The following is a 17948-nucleotide window of genomic DNA, read 5'->3' on the forward strand; positions in this document are numbered from 1 at the left end:
GCTTGTGCTTAGTTGGAATGGGAGTGGATGAATTGGACGATGCGGCGTGCAGCGTCCACGCATTCGGCGGTTTCGGCCACCAGGGCCATGCGTACGCGGCCGGCGCCGGGATTGTGTCCCTGGGCGTCGCGGGCCAGGTAGCTGCCGGGCAGCACGGTCACATGCTGCTCGGCAAACAGGGCACGGGCGAATTCGGTGTCGCTCATGCCCAGCTGGGCAGGCACGCCGGCCCACAGGTAGAAGCTGGCGTCAGGCAGACGCACGTCCATCACATCGGCCAGCAGCGGGGTCACGGCCGCGAACTTCTCGCGGTACATGCGGCGATTGTCTTCGACATGGGCCTCGTCACCCCAGGCGGCAATGCTCGCCATTTGCACGGTGGGGCTCATGGCCCCGCCGTGGTAGGTGCGATACAGCAGGAAGGACTTGAGCAGTTGCGCATCACCGGCCACAAAGCCGCTGCGCAGGCCCGGCACATTGCTGCGCTTGGAGAGGCTGGTGAAAGCCACCAGGTTGCGGAAGTCGCTGCGGCCCAGCTGCTTGGCCGCTTCCAGGCCACCCAGGGGTGCGTCATCGCGGAAATAGATCTCGCTGTAGCACTCGTCCGAAGCAATCACAAAACCATAGCGGTCGGACAGCTCGAACAGCTTTTTCCATTCGTCCAGCGGCATCACCGCGCCGGTGGGGTTGCCGGGGGAGCAGACAAAGATCAGCTGCGTTTGGGCCCAGACCCCGTCCGGCACCGCATCCCAGTTGACCGCGAAGTTGCGGCCGGCCTCGCTGGCGGCGTAGTAGGGCGTGGCCCCGGCCAGCAGGGTGGCGCCTTCGTAGATTTGGTAGAAAGGGTTGGGGCAGATCACGGTGGCGCCGGCACGCGTAGGGTCGATCACGGTCTGCGCAAACGAGAACAGTGCCTCGCGCGAGCCGTTGACTGGCAGCACCTGGGTGGCTGCATCCAGCTGCACGCCATAGCGGCGGCCCATCCAGTCCGCACAAGCCTGGCGCAGGCGGATATCGCCCGCCGTGGCCGGATAGTTGGCCAGACCACCCAGGTTGGCCGTCATGGCTTCCTGGATGAAAGCCGGTGTGGGGTGGCGGGGCTCGCCCATGCCCAGGCTGATGTGGGGGAGGGAGGCGGGCGGGGTCACGCCCGCGAACAGTTGGCGCAGCCGCTCGAATGGGTAGGGCTGCAGTGTGGAGAGCAGGGGGTTCATGATCGAAGCATTATCGGGTGCCCTCCGGCGGGGCGCGGAGACTTTTCCCGACACTAACGACGTTTTTTATCGCCATTACGACAGTGCTATTGCGGAAAACCCCTGCGCCCAGGGGTTTGCGCCGCTGTGCACAGTCGCGTACAAACAGGCGCACACGATACAAGAAACATAAAGAAACATCCAAGGGGGACACCATGGCTCGGCTTTTCTTTGCACCCGCTTTGTGGCTGCTGCGACGCATGGGGTTGCGGGCCAAGTTTTTTGCGCTGGGGCTGTGCGGGCTGCTGGCGCTGGGCGTGGTGCTGTGGAGCGGCAACATGATAGCCGGGCCGACCGTGCAGTCGTTGCTGGCGGTGGCAGTGATGCTGGTATTCCTGTACGGTGTGGGGGCGCTGTATGTGGACCTTTCCCAGGGCTTGCGCCGACTGTTGCAGGTGACAGCACAGGCCACCGAAGGTGACTTGACCAGCCGAGCCCAGTGTGACGGCCGCGATGAACTGGCGGCCCTGGGCAGCCAACTGGACAAGATGGTGGTGTCGCTGTCGGCCATGGTGGCCGATGTGCGCAGCAACGCCGCACTGGTGGCCCAGGCCGGTCACCACCTGACGCAGGACCAGCATGCGCTGTCGGTGCGTACCGAACAGCAGGCCGCCAGTGTGGCCCAGACCGTGGTCAGCGTGGAGCAGGTCACGGCTGCCGTGCAGAACAATTCCGACGTGGCCAAGACGGCCGACCAGCATACGCTGGAGGTGCGCAAGGCCGTGGAGCAAGGTGCGCAGGCCATGGAGCGTGCGGTGCACTCGGTGGAGGCCATCGAGCAAAGTGCCGGCCGCATGAATGAAATCATTGGTGTGATTGACGGCATCGCCTTTCAGACCAATATCCTGGCACTGAATGCGGCTGTGGAAGCCGCCCGCGCCGGTGAGCAAGGGCGTGGTTTTGCCGTGGTGGCCGCCGAGGTGCGCACCCTGGCGCAGCGCTCGTCCGAAGCGGCCAAGGAAATCAGCCGGCTGATCGGCAATTCCGTCAGCCAGGTGGGTGCCAGCACCACCATGATCCGCCAGGCCGGCAAGGAAATGGGGCACATTGCCGAAGGGGTGCGAAGTGTGGCCGGTCATGTGACTGCCATCACCGAAGCCGGCGCCCACCAGGGGACGGGGCTGGCGCAGATCAGCCAGGCCGTGCATGAGATTGACCAGGTCACCCAGGACAATGCCCAGATGGTCGGCCACGCCGTGCGCCAGGCGCAGTCGCTGGAAGACCGCGCCATGACGCTGACGCGTGCTGTTGCACGCTTTCGCCTGCAGCAGGGCACGGCCGAGGAAGCCGTCACGCTGGTGGAGCGCGCCCAGGCCTTGCGTCGCATGGGCATGCCGCTGGAGCGTTACTGGGCATCGTTGACCGACCCCAAGCAACCGTTCCACGACCGGGACATGTATGTGTTTGTGCTGGATGCCCACGGGAAGTACATGGCCTTCGGTGGCAATCCCGAGCGCGTGGGCACCCGCGTGCAGGATGCCAAGGGGGTGGATGGTCAGCAACTGCTGAACGACATCATCCACCAGGCCGAGCAAGCGCCCGGCTGGGTGGAATACGCCTATGCTCACCCGGTGAGCGGCGCGATCCTGACCAAGATGTCCTTTGTCTGCAAACAGGATGGCGTGTACCTGGGCTGCGGGATCTACAAGGCGTTTACGGGAGCGTGAATGGCCCCTGCCCCTTGGCGTTGCGGCTGGGGCCGGCAGACTGAAATGTGCAGACCGGGCTGAAGAGGCCTGAGACACGTCAACGGCCCGGCGGTTTGGTGCTGTTGGCCTATGGCTTGGATGGTTTCCCTGACACAGCTGTAGCAGCAGGTGCACGCAGTGCCCGTGCCTTGGCCAGTGCCGCGGCGATGGCGGCTTTCTTCGGATCGACCACATGGGCAGAGCTGGTCGCCGTGTCTGAACTACCTACCGCACTGCCTTCCGCATTGACTGCGCCGCTGATGGATCCTGAACTTTCCTCCGGCGTGTCGGGTTGCGCGGTGGTTACGGGAGGCTCCGGGCGTGTGCTCACTGCCGTGGTGGCGCGTTTGGCGGCCAGCCGCGCGCGGTGCACGGCATAGCGTGAGCGGGCATGGTCGGCCTGTGCGGTGGACCAGGCTTGCCATCCCGTGGCCTCCCCGCTGACCACATCCAGCTCGATGCAGTCCACCGGGCACACCGGCAGGCACAACTCGCAACCGGTGCAGTGGGCACTGATGACGGTGTGCATATGCTTGTTGGTCCCCAGGATGGCGTCGGTCGGGCAGGCCTTGATGCACAGCGTGCAGCCGATGCACCAGGCTTCGTCGATGCGGGCCACGGTCAGCGGCCCCTCCACCCCAAAGCTGCGGTTCAGGGGCTGGACGGCCTGGCCGGTGAGGGCGGCCAGGCGCTGCACCCCTTCCATGCCGCCAGGCGCGCATTGGTTGATGGGAGCGCCGTCTGTGGCGATGGCCTGCGCATAGCTGGCGCAGTCCGGGTAGCCGCAGCGGGTGCACTGCGTTTGCGGAAGCGCCTGGTCAATGAAAAAAGCCAGTCCCTGCAGGGCTGGCTGTGGAGGAGAGGGCTCGGCCATGGGCCGGTATTATCGGCGGCTGCGGCGCTTGCTGTGTACAGGCGTGGCGGTGACGTTCAGCGCTGCGGGGGTTTCCGGGGATTCGGCCTTGGTGCGGGCTGGACCTGCAGCCAGCGCGATCTTGGTGGTGGGTGTGCCGGCCTGGTGCTGCAGCACGAAATCGCGCAGTGCCGGGTAGACGTTTTCGCGCCAGCGGCGGCCGCTGAAGATACCGTAGTGGCCGGCGCCAGGCACTTCCAGGTGCTTGCGCTGGTCGGCAGGAATTTGCGTGCACAGGTCGTGTGCGGCACGGGTCTGGCCGGAGCCGGAGATGTCGTCCAGCTCGCCTTCCACCGTCAGCAGGGCGGTGCCGCGGATGTCCTGCGGGCGCACGCGCTCGGTTTCCCCGGCAGGGTTGACCACATCCCAGGTGCCATTGACCAGCTTGAAGTCCTGGAACACGGTGGCAATGGTTTCCAGGTAGTAGTCCGCATCCATGTCGAGCACGGCGTTGTACTCGTCATAGAACTTGCGGTGGTGTTCCACGCTGGCGTCGTCGCCCTTGATCAGGTCCTTGAAGTAGTCATAGTGGCTGGTGGCGTGGCGGTCGGGGTTCATCGCCACAAAACCGGCGTACTGCAGGAAGCCGGGGTAGACGCGGCGGCCTGCGCCCGGGTAGTTGTCGGGCACGCGGTAGATCACATTGTTCTCGAACCACTCGAAGCTGCGCTGCGTGGCCAGGTTGTTCACCGACGTCGGTGAGCGGCGCGCATCGATGGGTCCGCCCATCATGGTCATGGTCAGCGGCGTGGTTTCGCCGCGGCTGGCCATCAGTGACACGGCCGCCAGTACCGGCACGGTGGGCTGGCAGACGCTGACCACATGGCAGTGCCCGTACTTGCCCTGCAGGTGGCGGATGAATTCCTGCACATAGTTGACGTAGTCGTCCAGGTGGAATTCCCCTTCGGACAACGGCACCAGACGGGCATTCTTCCAGTCGGTGATGAAGACCTTGTGGTCACCCAGCATGCTGTTGACGGTGTCGCGCAGCAGGGTGGCGTAGTGGCCCGAGAGTGGGGCCACGATCAGCACGGCGGGCTGCTCCAGCAGCGTATCCAGCGTGGTGGGGTCATCGGAGAAGCGTTTGAAGCGGCGCAGCTCGCAGAACGGCTTGTCGATTTCCACGTGTTCGCGGATGGTCACATCAACGCTGTTGACCTTGACGGAGCGGATGTCGAATTCCGGTTTCTCGTAGTCTTTGCCAAGGCGGTAGAACAGATCGAAGGCCGCCACCATGCGCTGCGAGTACGGCAGCTTGCTGTAAGGCAGCATGGGGTTGCTGTAAAGCTTGGCCGTTGCCTGGGCGAAGTCGGCAAACGGTTCGACAAGGGCCCGCTGGGTTTCGTAGAGCTGGTAGAGCATGGGGCAGTCGCTTTATGGATGTTGCACTGCAATATATCAGTACTTTCAAACGGCGTCAGGCCGTAATTACCCCGTTTTGCCGTCGCGGTAGAGACAAAAGGATTGCCAGAAAACTGCCTGGGGTCTAGAGCAGCTTCCTTGTCAGGGCTTGGTGTTTGCGATAGCAAACACTTCGCGGGCGGAGAGTTGTTTGAGGCGGTGGTCGCTCCACACCTGGCGCCAACGGCGGGCGCCGGGCATGCCGTGGCGCAATCCCAACATGTGGCGGGCGATGGAATACCACCCCGTGCCGTGCTTGGCCGCTTCCTGCTCCATATAGCGCACCATGGCCTCCTCCACTTCCACGTGGGAGAGGGTGCTGGGTGCGGCGCCAAAGTACAACTCGTCCCAGCGGCTGAGCCACCAGGGGTTGTGGTAGGCCTCGCGCCCCACCATCACGCCGTCGACATGCTGCAGCTGCTCTTGCACGACGGCATCGGTGGCAATGCCTCCGTTGATGGCAATGGTGAGCTGCGGGAAGTCGCGCTTGAGCTGGGCCACCACGTCATAGCGCAGCGGCGGGATCTCGCGGTTTTCCTTGGGCGACAGGCCTTTGAGCCAGGCATTGCGCGCGTGGACGATGAAGACATTGCAACCGCCTTCGGCCACGGTCCCGATGAAGTCGCGCACGAAGCCATAGCTCTCGTCCTTGTCGATGCCGATGCGGTGCTTGACGGTGACAGGCACATCCACGACATCCACCATGGCCTTGACGCAGTCGCGCACCAGCGTGGGCTCATGCATCAGACAGGCGCCGAAGGCCCCGCGCTGCACACGTTCGCTGGGGCAGCCACAGTTCAGGTTGATCTCGTCATAGCCCCATTGAGCACCTAGTCTGGCCGCCTGGGCCAGGTCGGCTGGTTCGCTGCCACCCAGCTGCAGGGCGAGCGGATGCTCCTGCTCATGAAAGCGCAGATGGCGCGGCACATCGCCGTGCAGCAGCGCCCCCGTGGTGACCATCTCGGTGTAGAGCAGGGCATTGCGGCTGAGCAGACGGTGCAGGTAGCGGCAATGCCGGTCTGTCCAGTCCAGCATAGGAGCAACACTCATGCGCCATGGCGATGTAACCTGTTGATTTTTATCTGTATTGTTTGTGTTCATTGTGAATTTCGGATGCCGGGCAGCACCGAAGTAGCGCCCCGGAAACCACCCAAGTCCCGATGTCTGGCATGCCGTGCTGCAAAAACGATGGGCAGCACCGGGGCAGTGGGTGCCATCACCGCCTGAAAAAGGGGAACCGCGCAACTGCGTATGCAGCGCAGATCCGTCTCAAGGAGAAGGGCGTTATTGTGCACACCGGGAGGCAGATTTTCATGCGCAAGGCTTTGGGCCGGGAGTGGCCAAAGCGCAGGGGGCGGAGTTGTGGCATGCCCGTGCAATATGAATGCTGCGCCAAGATCACTGTGCGAGAAGGGGCTGCATCCGAGATATGTGGGGTCATCTCCCCAACTTTTCACAGCAAGCTCCAGGCAGGATATCGCCGCCCCCGTATTCGCTAACGTGGATAAGCAGTGCAAGCCTTTGCCATGCCCCAAAAAGAAACCCCGCACGGGTGGCGGGGCTGGAGAGATAGAGGACACGGTCTCAGTGCGCGGACTGGCCCATGCGTGGCGGAGCAGTGGGCAGCCGGGCCAGCTTCTGAGAGCAGTCACCACACACATGGCATGCATGAAAAAGGCGGGCACCAGAAGCCGGTTTCTTTTGGCTGCATTGGATGCAGTCGATGGTGTGGGCTAGGTCTTGAAGCCGCATGGGGGGCTGGCCTTTCTTGGGACTGCGCATGGATCTCCTTTGGCTTGTGCGGCGGCAATGGCGCGTTGAATGCCGCAGTGGCGGGGTTGCTTGTTGCCACGGTGGCGCGGGCTTGTTACATGGCTGTGACTGGCGGGTGTGGGTTGGTATTCGCAGTGCAGCAAAAACAATGCCCGCGCGGCGTGGGCCGGGCGGGCTGGTGGATAAACGCAGAGGTAGTTCTGGTTCCAGCTCTAGCGCTTGTGCTTGATATATGGACTGCGATCTAGGCAACTATCTTGCGGCGGTCCTACCACCACATCACGCGCTGTCATTCAGCTTCGGGGGGCAGGCTGCCGTCTGTGGGCCGCGCTTTCGCGCGTCATCACAGGCATTGCCTGTGATGACGCGGTGAAGCCGGTAAGCCTTTGTGAGCCCTGCGCTTGCCAAATGCTGCAGAGGTCATCAGAACAATGCCCAGTGCCAAAAGGATAGGGCCCAGCGTCCACTGCCCGGCCCATTGCATTGCGCCCAGCCATCGGCATAGGCCGTGCGGTGTCTGGCATTGGGCTTTGCCATGCGGGGCGGCTCGGCAGGGACTCGCACCTCCCGGGCGCAGGGAAGGGGGGAACGCTTCAGTACAAGCGCGGGCCGAAGCAGAGAGGCTGACGACTTCCCCGCAGCCCAAAGCACCCATGTGCGGCGGTGGGCACACATTGACCAAGGAGCGGGAGCGCTGTTCTTCCTATGCAGGGCGAAACCGTGCCATTGCCGTCCAGCTTTTTGCGTCCGGGTCTTTGTGGAAGCCGCTGTGGCCCGGTGAAAGCCTGGCCTGTGGACGCTCGGCAGATGTTTCTGGATTGTGTCCTTTATGTATCAATTTTGATAGCTAAAAATGCAGTCTGAATAAGCTTTTCGGTTCATATAATGAATTGTTTTGTGAGGGAGTGAGGAAGAGAAATGCGTGTGCGATGGTTCCATGTGGGGGTGCTGTCTGCCTGTCTGGCGGCGGCCTTGGGGGCACAGGCCCAGCCCAGCGAGACGGTCAGCGCCGCAGAAGCCGGACAGCCCGTGGCCCAGTTTGAGCTGGGTTCCATCTACTTCAATGGCAAAGGCGCAGAGCGCAACCCCAAGGAGGCATTGCGCTGGTTCCGTCTGGCGGCCGAGCAAAACCATGCCCAAGCCCAGTACATGCTGGGCCTGGTGAAACTGCTGGGCGTGGGAGGGGTGGAGAAAAACCTGAAGGAGGGCATGGCCTGGATTCAGAAATCCGCTGCCAACGACAATGTGGATGCACAGAACATGCTGGCCAGCCTGTATCTGCAGGCCAAGGATGTGCCGCGCGATCCCGCTGCTGGAGTGGCCTGGCTGGAGCGCGCAGCGCAGCAAGGATCGTTGACAGCGCAGAAAAACCTGGGTTTTGTGTACCGCAAGGGGGAACTGATCCCGCAGGACCTAAAGAAGTCTTTCCAGTGGAACATGGCCGCAGCCCAGCAATCCGACATGCTGGCCCAGTTTGTGGTGGGAGAGATGTACTACCTGGGCGAAGGCGTGGAACAAAACCATGCCGAAGCCGCGAAGTGGCTGACACCGCTGGCCGACAAAGGGGCGCAGAACGCCAAGCTGATTCTGGGCAAGATCTACTTTGAAGGGCAGGGCGTGCCCCCGGATTACAAGCGCGCCTTGCTGTTGCTGCACGATGTGGCCATCCGCGGATCGGGCCAGGCCTTTTTTGAACTGGGCCGCCTGTTCGAGCAAGGAGAAGGCGAGTACCGCAACGAAAAAGAAGCGGTGGCCTATTACACCCAGGCGGTCAAGTACAAGCACACCGCGGCCGCGAAACGGCTGGCCGAAATTTCTGCCGAATCACCCAGCTCCGGAGAGATGGTCCAGTCCATGGAATACGTGGAGAACCTGAACTCCGCTGTGCGGGGCAACAAGCTGGCGCAGTACAACATTGGTGTCTTCCAGTATCTGGGCAAGGGCTTTGAACAGCCCAATTACGCCGAGGCGGTGAAATGGTTCACTTTGGCAGCCAACCAGGGATATGCCAAGGCCCAGTACAACCTGGGCACCATGCACGAAAACGGTGAAGGCGTGACCAAGAGTCTGGCCCAGGCCCTGAAGTGGTACCGCTTGGCCGCTGAGCAGGAAGATGCCCCGGCCCAATATGCCCTGGGAACCATGTACCGCGACGGCCTGGGGGTCAAGAAGAATGCCAAGCAGGCGCGGCGCTGGCTGCAGCGCGCCGCAGACCAGGGCTATGGCCCAGCCAAAAGCGCTTTGGCACGCCGTTGAGCACCTGGGAGCGATGCCGCACGGTCCATAGGAAGCAGGGCAGCCGAATCCAGTCGTACTGCCCACGGCATGGAAATGACCGTAGCAGTGAAGAGGGGCTCCGCGTCAGATCATTGCGAGAGATCTTGCCAACCGTGCGGCGCACGCAGGGCTTTGCATGCGCACGTGCACCAGGCCAGGCCAGGCCTGAAATGCGAAGTGGTGGGGGCTGTTGGCAACCGGGTGGAGCCGCACAGCTTGCATCTTCCATGGCTTGCGCTGAGGCTCGCATGCTGCGGGCTCTTCATCCTTGGGTTCTTTCTTTTTATATTGAATACAGCTTACATGAAATGTATCAAAGCACTCAAAACCCACCGAACCTCATTCCAAGTCCACAAACTGCTGCAGGTGGCCTAGAGCATGAGGGGTCTTCAAGCCGGCACGTTGCAGCACCTCCGCCTGGGGCAGGCCGGATTGCAGCCACTGCACGATGACGGTGTTGCGGATCACCTGAGGCCCCATGCGAGGCGGCCGTTCCTGAGAAGAGCAGGCGCTGGCAGCCTTCAAGGTCTTGCTGACCAGATGCAGCACGGTGTGGGTGGAGAGCGCGGGCGCCTTGCGCGTACAAAACAGGGCGGGTTGCTGTGCCATCGGTGAATAGCCTGCCCGGTAGCCCAGCCAGACCCGCAAGGCCTCGTCCAGCTGTGATGGAACCTCGAGCGTGCGGGATTGCATGGCGCGCAGCCCGGTGATGCGCAGACCGTGAATGCGGGCGGAAGACGCCTTGGCGGCTCCTTTGTCCGCATGGTTGGCAGGCTGAGCCAACGTAGCGCCTGCTTTGGCAGAGGCATCCCCCCACAGCACATCCTCCAGCACCAGGGCGCGCACCTCTTCGGAGGAAAGCCCCAAATGCACCAGCACCAGCAACACCGCACGGTCACGGGCGGAAATCAAATCGGTGGCGGCAGGAATCTGGCGCAGCAAAGCATGCCATGTCCGCGGGCTCAGGATCGCACCCTGCGGGTCTTCGCTGGGAGGTTGGTCCAATTCGGACACCGCATCCAACGGATTGTGTGCGATCCAACCGTGCAGCAGCGCATGGTCGTAAATGCGCTCCAGAACACGCCAGTAGCGGCGGCGGGTGATGTCGCTGGGCAGATCCAGTTGCTTTTGGCTGCGCGTGGACTGGTTCAGAAACTGCAGTACCTGTACCGCCTGGGCCTGCTGCCAGGGTTGGAGTGCCTTGCCTTCGGCTGGCCGTGTGGCATCGGCCGATGCTGCCAGCAGTTTGAGCCACGCGCCCCAGATAAAGCGGTAGGGCGCAGCCGCCGCCTCGCTCAACGGTGCCCAGGGGTCGGCGCTGCAGGCTGACAGCCAGTGCTGAAACAGCGCATCGCCAGTCGGCGCGTCAAAGGCTGGAAGGAGCTTGCGGGGCTGCATTCCTCTATTTTAGGAGCGCGTAATTCAAAGTATGCATAAGCTGGAGCCCGATTTCACGGAAATTTCTGAAAGCAAGTGCCACCTTGGGCAGCTTAGCTTACCCAGAGATAGGTATGCCATCGCCTGCACGCCCTTGCGGGCGTTCAGCGCCGTGTTGCCCACCAGTGTTGCAGCAGCATGCCGGCCAGCATGGCAGCCACAAAAAGCCAGACTTCAGACTGCAGCGTAGCCAGGTTCATCACGGCGGGTCCGGGGCAAAAACCTGCCAACCCCCAGCCGGTGCCAAACAGCGCCGCGCCAGTCAGCAGGCGACGGTCCACGGCCGAGGCTGTGGGCAGCTGCATGGGCTCGCCCAGCAGGCTGGTCTTGCGGTGCTTGGCCCAGGTGAATGCAACCAGGCCCACGGCAATGGCGCCGCCCATGACCAGGGCCAGCGATGGATCCCAGGTGCCGAAAAAGTCCAGAAAGTTCTGAACCTTGGCTGGATTGCCCATGCCTGACAGGATCAGTCCCAGGCCAAACACCAGGCCTGCGGCCAGGGCTACCAAAGAACTGGTGATGTTTCGCATGGCAGGTTGGAATTGCTGTGATGGCATAGCAGTCTTTTAGGCGATGTGGAGTACATGGCGCAGCACAAACACCGTCAGCGCACCGGTGACCATGAAGGTCAGCGTGGCGGCCAGTGAACGTTGCGACAGGCGAGACAGCCCGCACACGCCGTGGCCGCTGGTGCAGCCTGACCCCAGGCGCGTGCCAAAACCCACCAACAGGCCGGCCAGCACGATCAGCAACGGGTTGCGTGGCAGTTCCATGGCGGGCAGGGGGGCAAACCACTGCCACACCAGCGGTGAGCCGATCAGACCCAGCACAAAAGCCAGGCGCCAGCCCCAGTTGCTGGTTTGCCGCCAGGTAGTCCATTGCAACAAGCCGCCCACAATGCCGCTGATACCGGCAATACGGCCCAGCAACACCACCATCAACGCGGCGGCCACACCGATAAGCACGCCTCCGGCCAGCGAGGATCCGGGCGTGAATGCGTTCCACAGAATTGTCATGCCTGCTCTCCAGGGGCGCAGAAAAGTTGGTGAATGGCCTGCATCAGCTGCAGAGCCCGTTTGTCGGCCAGTTGGTAGCAGATGAATTTGCCTTCGCGCCGCGTGCTGACCAGGCCTTCGCGGCGGAGCACTCCAAGCTGCTGGGACAGCGTGGGCTGGCTGATGCCGGTCAACTGCTCCAGCTCGCCCACCGTGCGCTCCTGCTGTGACAACTGGCACAGCAGCATCAGCCGGTCTACGTTGCCCAGTACCTTGAGCATTGCCACTGCTTCATCGGCATGGGCGCGCAAAGCATCCTGATCCAGCGTGGCAGTGACAGACAGCTCAGATACAGCAGGAGGGGGTGAGGCTTCGTTCAAGGACATGGTCGGCAGCAGGGCAACATGCGATGGATCAATACTATATAAAAAAGTAAATTGTCATGGCCCGCCAGGCGATAGCCGCCTGGCAACGCCGCGTGTCCGAAGGCGGTGTCCATGGGAACCCGCCGTTGGATCGCATCCGCACCAGCCCCAGACAATGATTTGGACTGGCGCGCTGCGCCCTTATGGATGCATGGCCGGGATGACCCCCAACCCCCTGCATCGACCACGGACTGCCTCCGGATTGGCAGGGAACGCGGTCCATCGCTTCCATCAGTTCACAGCCTTTTGAAGCGCGCCGCAATGGAGGCAATCAGTCATACACCGTCGTGCATGACACCACTTTGTGCAAGGGCCCTGTATATGGCTACGTTGCGCCCGCGCTCAACGCTTGCAACTGCTGATGCCTAGCAGCGGGTACGCCGGGCAGAAGCGAAAGATTCCGGTCAACAATGGCAGTATGCCCAGCCAGCCCCACCATCCCACCGTGCCAGTGGCAGCCAGGGCAATCAGTACCAGGCCGATGGCGATGCGCAGAATGCGGTCCAGGCCGCCTACATTGAACTTCATGGTCTTTTCCTTTCAAGGGTGGGCTACAAAAAGGGGTGGACGCAGGCCATGGCCTTGACAGCACGGAGGTCCCAGCGGCATCGCCAAACAATATGTTTTTGTATATTATATAAAAATATAAATTAATCAAGCGATCGCTGATCTCGGCGCTGCCGCCCACTACCATGCTGGCATGCAGTGCGCGCAGAGCACCGCTCCCCAGCCAAACCCAGAGCTGCCCATGACCACTGAACGCATGCATATCCAAGGCTTCTATGACCCTGCCACAGGGACCATCAGCTATGTACTGGCCGATCCCCAGGCCCGCCAGGCCGCGGTGATTGATGCCGTGCTGGACCTGGATCCCAAGTCTGGCCAGCTCTCCACCACTTCGGCCGATCGCATTGCCGCTTACCTGCATGCCCAAGGTTGGCAGTTGCAGTGGATTCTGGAAACTCATGCCCATGCTGACCACCTCTCGGCTGCGCAGTACCTGCGCCACCAACTGGGAGGCCAGGTGGCCATGGGTGAACGGATACGCGATGTGCAACGGGTGTTCCGCAGCGTGTTCCACTTCGAGCCAGGCTTTGTGCCCGATGGCCGCCAGTTCGACCGCTTGTTTGCGGCCGACGAGGTCTTTCAAGTGGGGCAACTGTCTGTGACAGCGCTGTGGGTGCCCGGCCATACGCCGGCAGACATGGCTTACCAGGTACAGGATGGTCCGGGAGAGGCCGGCGCCGTATTTGTGGGGGACACATTGTTCATGCCGGACGTGGGCACTGCAAGGGCCGACTTTCCTGGCGGCGATGCGGCTCAGCTGTACCGCTCCATCCACCAGTTGCTGGCTTTACCTGGCGATACGCGCTTGTTCATGTGCCATGACTACCCGCCTGCAGGTCGGGAGCCGGCCTGGGAGTGCACGGTGGCGGATCAGCGCCGCAGCAACATCCATGTGCACGACGGTGTGCGCGAGGCCGACTTTGTGCATATGCGCCAGGCACGGGACGCCACGCTGGCCATGCCCACGCTGATCCTGCCTTCTGTGCAGATAAACGTGCGTGCCGGCAAGCTACCGCCCGCACAGGACGATGGGCGCATCTACATCCAGCTACCCGTCAATGCGCTGGGTGCCGGGGCCGGTCAGCCGTTGCCTCCAGGCCTGGGGCAGGGCCCCGGAGCAGACAGTTGAAGCAGGTCAGCGGCAGCGCTCCAGCGATCGGCCAGCGTGCTTTCCACTTTGGAAGGCGCCGTCAGCGCCAAACACAAAGAGTTCGTTGCTCTGGCCATTCGCGTCACGCAGTGCTGCCCGGGCTGCATGCGCTTTCACTTCAAAAGACTACGTCTCCCGCCTGAAGCTGGAGGCAATGCTGGCGGTTGGCATCTACAGAGGCGCGTCCCTGAGCGGAGACATGCCACCGAGGCCGGGAATGCCAGGGAGAGGATGCCCGGCCGATCACCGCCTGAACATAGCCTGGAAGCAGAAAGAGAGCAGCCCCAGCACGCCATGCGCTCTGGGGCTGTTCTTTGGCTGGTCCACGTGCTCAGCGCTTGGCCTTGCGCGTATCCGGCAGCAATGCAGTAGCCAGGCCCAGCAGCGGCAGGAACGACACCAGGCCATAGACCCAGACAATGCCATGCGTGTCGGCCAGCTCGCCCAGGCCTGCGGCGCCGATGCCGCTGATACCAAACATCAGCCCGAACATCAGGCCAGAGACCATGCCCACGCGGCCGGGCACCGCTCCTGCGCATAGACCACCAGTGCGGCAAAGGCGGATGACATCACCAGGCCGATCAGAATGGCCAGCACCGCTGTCAACACCAGACCTACATGGGGCAGGGCCAGCGCAAACGGTGCCACACCCAGGAACGATATCCAGATCACTGCCTTGCGGCCGATGCGATCGCCCACCGGGCCGCCAGCAAAGGTGCCAGCAGCCACGGCCGCCAGAAAGACAAACAGATAGAGCTGGCTGTGCTGCACGCTCAGTCCAAAGCGCTCCATCAGATAGAAGGTGAAATAGTTGGTGAAGGCGGCAATGTAGACGAACTTGGCAAACATCAGCAGGCAGATCACCACCATGGCGCGCACCACGGCAGCGCGGCCCAGGCCCTGCTGGGCACCTTGCCTGGCCAGGCCTTTGGCAGTGGCTGTACCGTGCTGCAGCACCCAGCGGGTGAGGCGGTACAGCACATAGATGGCTGCCAGTGCCACCAGCATGAACCAGGCCACTGCACCCTGACCGTAGGGGATGACAATGGCCGCGGTCAGCAGCGGGCCTATGGCCGAGCCGGTGTTGCCCCCCACCTGGAAAGTGGACTGCGCCGTGCCAAAGCGCCCGCCAGAGGCCAGCCGCGCAATGCGCGAGGCCTCGGGGTGAAAAGTGGCCGACCCCACCCCCACCACAGCGGCGGCCGTCAGCAGCATCGCGTAGCTGCCTGCAGTGGCCAGCAGGGCAATGCCGATCAATGTCATCACCATGCCGCAGGGCAGCAAATAGGGCTGGGGGTGCTTGTCGGTATACAGGCCGATCCAGGGCTGCAGCAACGAGGCGGTGACCTGGTAGACCAGGGCGATTAGGCCGATCTGTCCAAAGCTCAGCGCGAAACTGGTTTTCAGCAGCGGGAAGATGGCCGGCAGCATGGCCTGAATCAGGTCGTTGAGCAAATGGGCCAGCGCGGCGCCGCCTACGATGGGCAGTAGAAAGCCCTGCGTGCGCGGGAGCGCGGCAGAGGCTGGGTTTGCCTGGGGTGATTCAGCAAGGGTGGCGGAAGGGGGAGTCATGGCGCAAACAGCTTGGGACATGCAGGGGCCAGGATGGCTTGGCCCGCACGGCCCGGGGTTCCAAAAACCGTGTCTGCCGGCATGGCAGCCCACGGAACCGCCAGCGTAGTGCGCTGCAGCGTGGCTGTCGCACGCTTATCTGCCAATTTCTGTAGAGTTTCTGCCATGAGCGCAGATCCATCGCACCACTACCTCGCCTATGACCAGCTGCCCCAGCCGGTGGTGGCCATGGAAAGCCGCTGGCGCCACGGCATGTCCACAGGCTGGCACAGCCATCCCCGGGGGCAACTGCTGTACGCCACGGAAGGCGTGATGGTCATCCACACCGACGCCGGCTCCTGGGTCATTCCGCCCAACCGGGTGCTGTGGATGGTGACTGGCCTGCGCCACTGCGTCACCATGTCCGGTGATGTGGTCATGCGCACGGCCTACATCAATGTGGATCAGGTATCTGCCATGCCGGCGCAAAGCTGCGCCATCAACGTGTCACCGCTGCTGCGTGAACTGCTGGTAGAAGCGGTACGCATTGCCCCCGGTGCTGCGCTGTCGGCACGCCATGCCCGTGTGCTGGAGTTGCTGATCGACGAGATACAGGTCTCGCCCACCTTGCCTCTGCATTTGCCGCTGCCCCAGGACAAACGACTGCACCACATCTGCACGGCATTGATAGCGCACCCGGCCGATGCCGCCAGTGCCGCGCAATGGGCCGCCAGTATCCAGGTGGCAGAGCGCACGTTGCACCGTCTTTTTGCGCAGGAAACCGGCATGACCTTCGCCCAGTGGCGCGAACAGGCCCGGCTGCTGCACGCGCTGCGCCGTATCGCTTGCGGAGACAAAGTGATCGACATCGCGCTGGACTGCGGCTACGCCAGCCCCAGTGCGTTCACCGCCATGTTCCGCCGGCACTTTGGGGTGACGCCTTCCGGCTTCTACCGCTAAGCAGCAGTTGTGCGCTGAGTGCAACCAGAAAAAGTTGCACTCAGGCTTTAGGGAATGAATGGCTCTGGAGAACCATTTTTTTATTTCTGAATTCTTCCATGCAAAGTGAATAGTTTTTTCACTTCCAAGACATGGCGTTTCTGTATCTTTTACATCCACGCCAATATTCTTCCTCGGCCAATGCAGTAGCAGCTGCATGGGATGTTTTATAAAGAAAATTTATCAAAATATAAAATTTAATTGGAGGAATCATTAATTGTAAGTGATTTTGATTTAAGTCAAGATATCTTCTTGTGTTGTAAATAATCTCTTCCGCGCATCATGAAGTAAAAATTGAATTTCAGAGAAAAATGAGTCAAAATGAAAATTGTAATTAAAGTTTAGGCGTATCTGTTTCGGTTTTTTGTTTTTATTGCTTGTTCGGTACACGAACCGTTATCTGAAATACGCTACGTTGTAGTAGTCAATATTCCTCACAGCCTTATGCATATACAGTCTATCCCATCAATCATAAAACAGCAGGAGTAAAAAAATGACTGTTCGTCATTGGGGTGGATATGTCTCAGTAGATTTTGACTGCGATGGAAATAACATTGAACCGTTACTATGGTGCTTGAGGTTTTTGATTGTAGACCACTTGCCTTTAGATTATTGGTTGAGCCGAATTTTTCCTGCAATCGAGAAGCGCTATGCAGGAGGAGATCCAGGTTGGGAAATTACTAATGTCCAATTAGATACGGGGGATGCGCTATGTGATTCGATGGGTAAAATAATTTATCGTGTATGGATTGATGAAGATATTAGCTATCTTGAGTCAGGAGTTGGATTTTATGAAGAGGCGATCGTCAAACATCATGTACGCCGCACACTAGAAAATTTCCGTGCTGTGCATCCTGCTTATTCAATCGAAATTGATGCACTAGTGCAAAAGTATGAAATTTATTAATCTGAGAGTCAGGCCTATATTAAAACACTTGATACACAGATATTCAAAGATAACAGTACAGCTATTAATCTCGCAGTCTTAATAAATCAAGTTGGCGCTATAGGGACTGCGGCAACTAGAGTTGATGGTACTGCATCTCTCAGACTTCTTTTCACTGATAGTAATTATTTTGACGAGCACCTAAATTTGGGTTCTCAAAAAGTAGCTGAAAAGTTGTTTACTGATGTTCTTGGCAACACACCTTCAATTGCTGGAAGAGCTATAGCGATGATTGATTTGGCTGGAGGGTGGGATGCATTCGTTGAACGTATAAAAATTGATCTCTTTGGAATGTCTAAAGACAGTAAAGATAAAAAATGAAGAAACAGATACATTGGGTTTTCTTATTAATAGATGGTATTATTTCCATGTACTTTTTTAATGGATGGGGAATTTTTTTTGGATACTTGGGGCTATTATTATTTTCCGTATGGAATATTTATGCATATACAAACGTAAAAAATATGATTTCATTGCCAATGATGGCTGAAAATGTCAAGATAAATGGAAAATCGAGCGTTAGATTTTTTTGTTCTTATACTCATTAATTACGCCGTTAATTCTATTTTTTGC

At 60.4% G+C, this 17948-nt stretch carries 15 protein-coding genes and 1 pseudogene; 6 read left to right on the forward strand and 10 right to left on the reverse strand.

Annotated elements, in window-relative coordinates:
* Positions 1–8 precede the first annotated feature (8 nt).
* Positions 9–1214: a succinyldiaminopimelate transaminase gene (dapC, locus tag CT3_RS10100; RefSeq protein ID WP_066534268.1), complete on the reverse strand. Its 1206-nt coding sequence runs from the start codon at positions 1212–1214 to the stop codon at positions 9–11.
* Positions 1215–1408: 194 nt separating this feature from the next.
* On the opposite strand from dapC, the gene CT3_RS10105 reads away from it, so the two are divergent.
* On the forward strand, positions 1409–2920 hold the full coding sequence (locus CT3_RS10105) for a methyl-accepting chemotaxis protein (protein WP_066534265.1): 1512 nt from the start codon (positions 1409–1411) through the stop codon (positions 2918–2920).
* Positions 2921–3029: 109 nt separating this feature from the next.
* On the opposite strand, the gene CT3_RS10110 is transcribed toward CT3_RS10105, so the two are convergent.
* From CT3_RS10110 to dusA, 3 genes are all read right to left on the reverse strand, one after another.
* Entirely contained in the window at positions 3030–3815 is a 786-nt protein-coding gene (locus CT3_RS10110; protein ID WP_066534262.1) for an RnfABCDGE type electron transport complex subunit B, read from the reverse strand.
* A 9-nt stretch (positions 3816–3824) separates the two neighbouring features.
* Positions 3825–5216, reverse strand: coding sequence for a polyhydroxyalkanoate depolymerase (locus tag CT3_RS10115; protein ID WP_066534259.1), 1392 nt, complete (start codon positions 5214–5216; stop codon positions 3825–3827).
* 141 nt (positions 5217–5357) lie between these two features.
* Positions 5358–6305: a tRNA dihydrouridine(20/20a) synthase DusA gene (dusA, locus tag CT3_RS10120; protein WP_066534258.1), complete on the reverse strand. Its 948-nt coding sequence runs from the start codon at positions 6303–6305 to the stop codon at positions 5358–5360.
* A 1641-nt stretch (positions 6306–7946) separates the two neighbouring features.
* On the opposite strand from dusA, the gene CT3_RS10130 reads away from it, so the two are divergent.
* Positions 7947–9284: a tetratricopeptide repeat protein gene (locus CT3_RS10130; RefSeq protein WP_066534257.1), complete on the forward strand. Its 1338-nt coding sequence runs from the start codon at positions 7947–7949 to the stop codon at positions 9282–9284.
* Positions 9285–9644: 360 nt separating this feature from the next.
* Here the strand turns inward: CT3_RS10130 and CT3_RS10135 are convergent, their stop codons facing one another.
* From CT3_RS10135 to CT3_RS10155, 5 genes are all read right to left on the reverse strand, one after another.
* Entirely contained in the window at positions 9645–10703 is a 1059-nt protein-coding gene (locus CT3_RS10135) for a tyrosine-type recombinase/integrase (protein ID WP_066534256.1), read from the reverse strand.
* 143 nt (positions 10704–10846) lie between these two features.
* Complete coding sequence (locus tag CT3_RS10140; protein ID WP_225608584.1) at positions 10847–11272, reverse strand: YeeE/YedE family protein; 426 nt, start codon at positions 11270–11272, stop codon at positions 10847–10849.
* A gap of 36 nt (positions 11273–11308) precedes the next feature.
* Positions 11309–11758, reverse strand: coding sequence for a YeeE/YedE family protein (locus tag CT3_RS10145; RefSeq protein ID WP_066534254.1), 450 nt, complete (start codon positions 11756–11758; stop codon positions 11309–11311).
* Entirely contained in the window at positions 11755–12123 is a 369-nt protein-coding gene (locus CT3_RS10150; RefSeq protein WP_066534253.1) for an ArsR/SmtB family transcription factor, read from the reverse strand. Before CT3_RS10150 ends, CT3_RS10145 begins: the two co-directional genes overlap by 4 nt.
* A 381-nt stretch (positions 12124–12504) precedes the next feature.
* Positions 12505–12690, reverse strand: coding sequence for a YgaP family membrane protein (locus CT3_RS10155; RefSeq protein ID WP_066534252.1), 186 nt, complete (start codon positions 12688–12690; stop codon positions 12505–12507).
* A gap of 220 nt (positions 12691–12910) precedes the next feature.
* On the opposite strand from CT3_RS10155, the gene CT3_RS10160 reads away from it, so the two are divergent.
* Entirely contained in the window at positions 12911–13858 is a 948-nt protein-coding gene (locus CT3_RS10160) for an MBL fold metallo-hydrolase (RefSeq protein WP_066534251.1), read from the forward strand.
* Between the two features lie 352 nt (positions 13859–14210).
* On the opposite strand, the pseudogene CT3_RS10165 reads toward CT3_RS10160, so the two are convergent.
* Positions 14211–15451, reverse strand: a pseudogene (locus CT3_RS10165) (MFS transporter).
* 165 nt (positions 15452–15616) lie between these two features.
* Here CT3_RS10165 and CT3_RS10170 point away from each other — a divergent pair.
* The 3 genes from CT3_RS10170 to CT3_RS21290 all read left to right on the forward strand — a co-directional run bounded on the left by CT3_RS10170 (position 15617) and on the right by CT3_RS21290 (position 17696).
* On the forward strand, positions 15617–16390 hold the full coding sequence (locus tag CT3_RS10170; protein WP_066534249.1) for an AraC family transcriptional regulator: 774 nt from the start codon (positions 15617–15619) through the stop codon (positions 16388–16390).
* 532 nt (positions 16391–16922) lie between these two features.
* On the forward strand, positions 16923–17336 hold the full coding sequence (locus CT3_RS10175; protein WP_127446204.1) for a hypothetical protein: 414 nt from the start codon (positions 16923–16925) through the stop codon (positions 17334–17336).
* A gap of 186 nt (positions 17337–17522) precedes the next feature.
* Complete coding sequence (locus CT3_RS21290; RefSeq protein ID WP_172591812.1) at positions 17523–17696, forward strand: hypothetical protein; 174 nt, start codon at positions 17523–17525, stop codon at positions 17694–17696.
* Positions 17697–17948: the final 252 nt, after the last annotated feature.

The sequence above is a fragment of the Comamonas terrigena NBRC 13299 genome (assembly GCF_006740045.1).
GTDB lineage: Bacteria > Pseudomonadota > Gammaproteobacteria > Burkholderiales > Burkholderiaceae_C > Comamonas > Comamonas terrigena.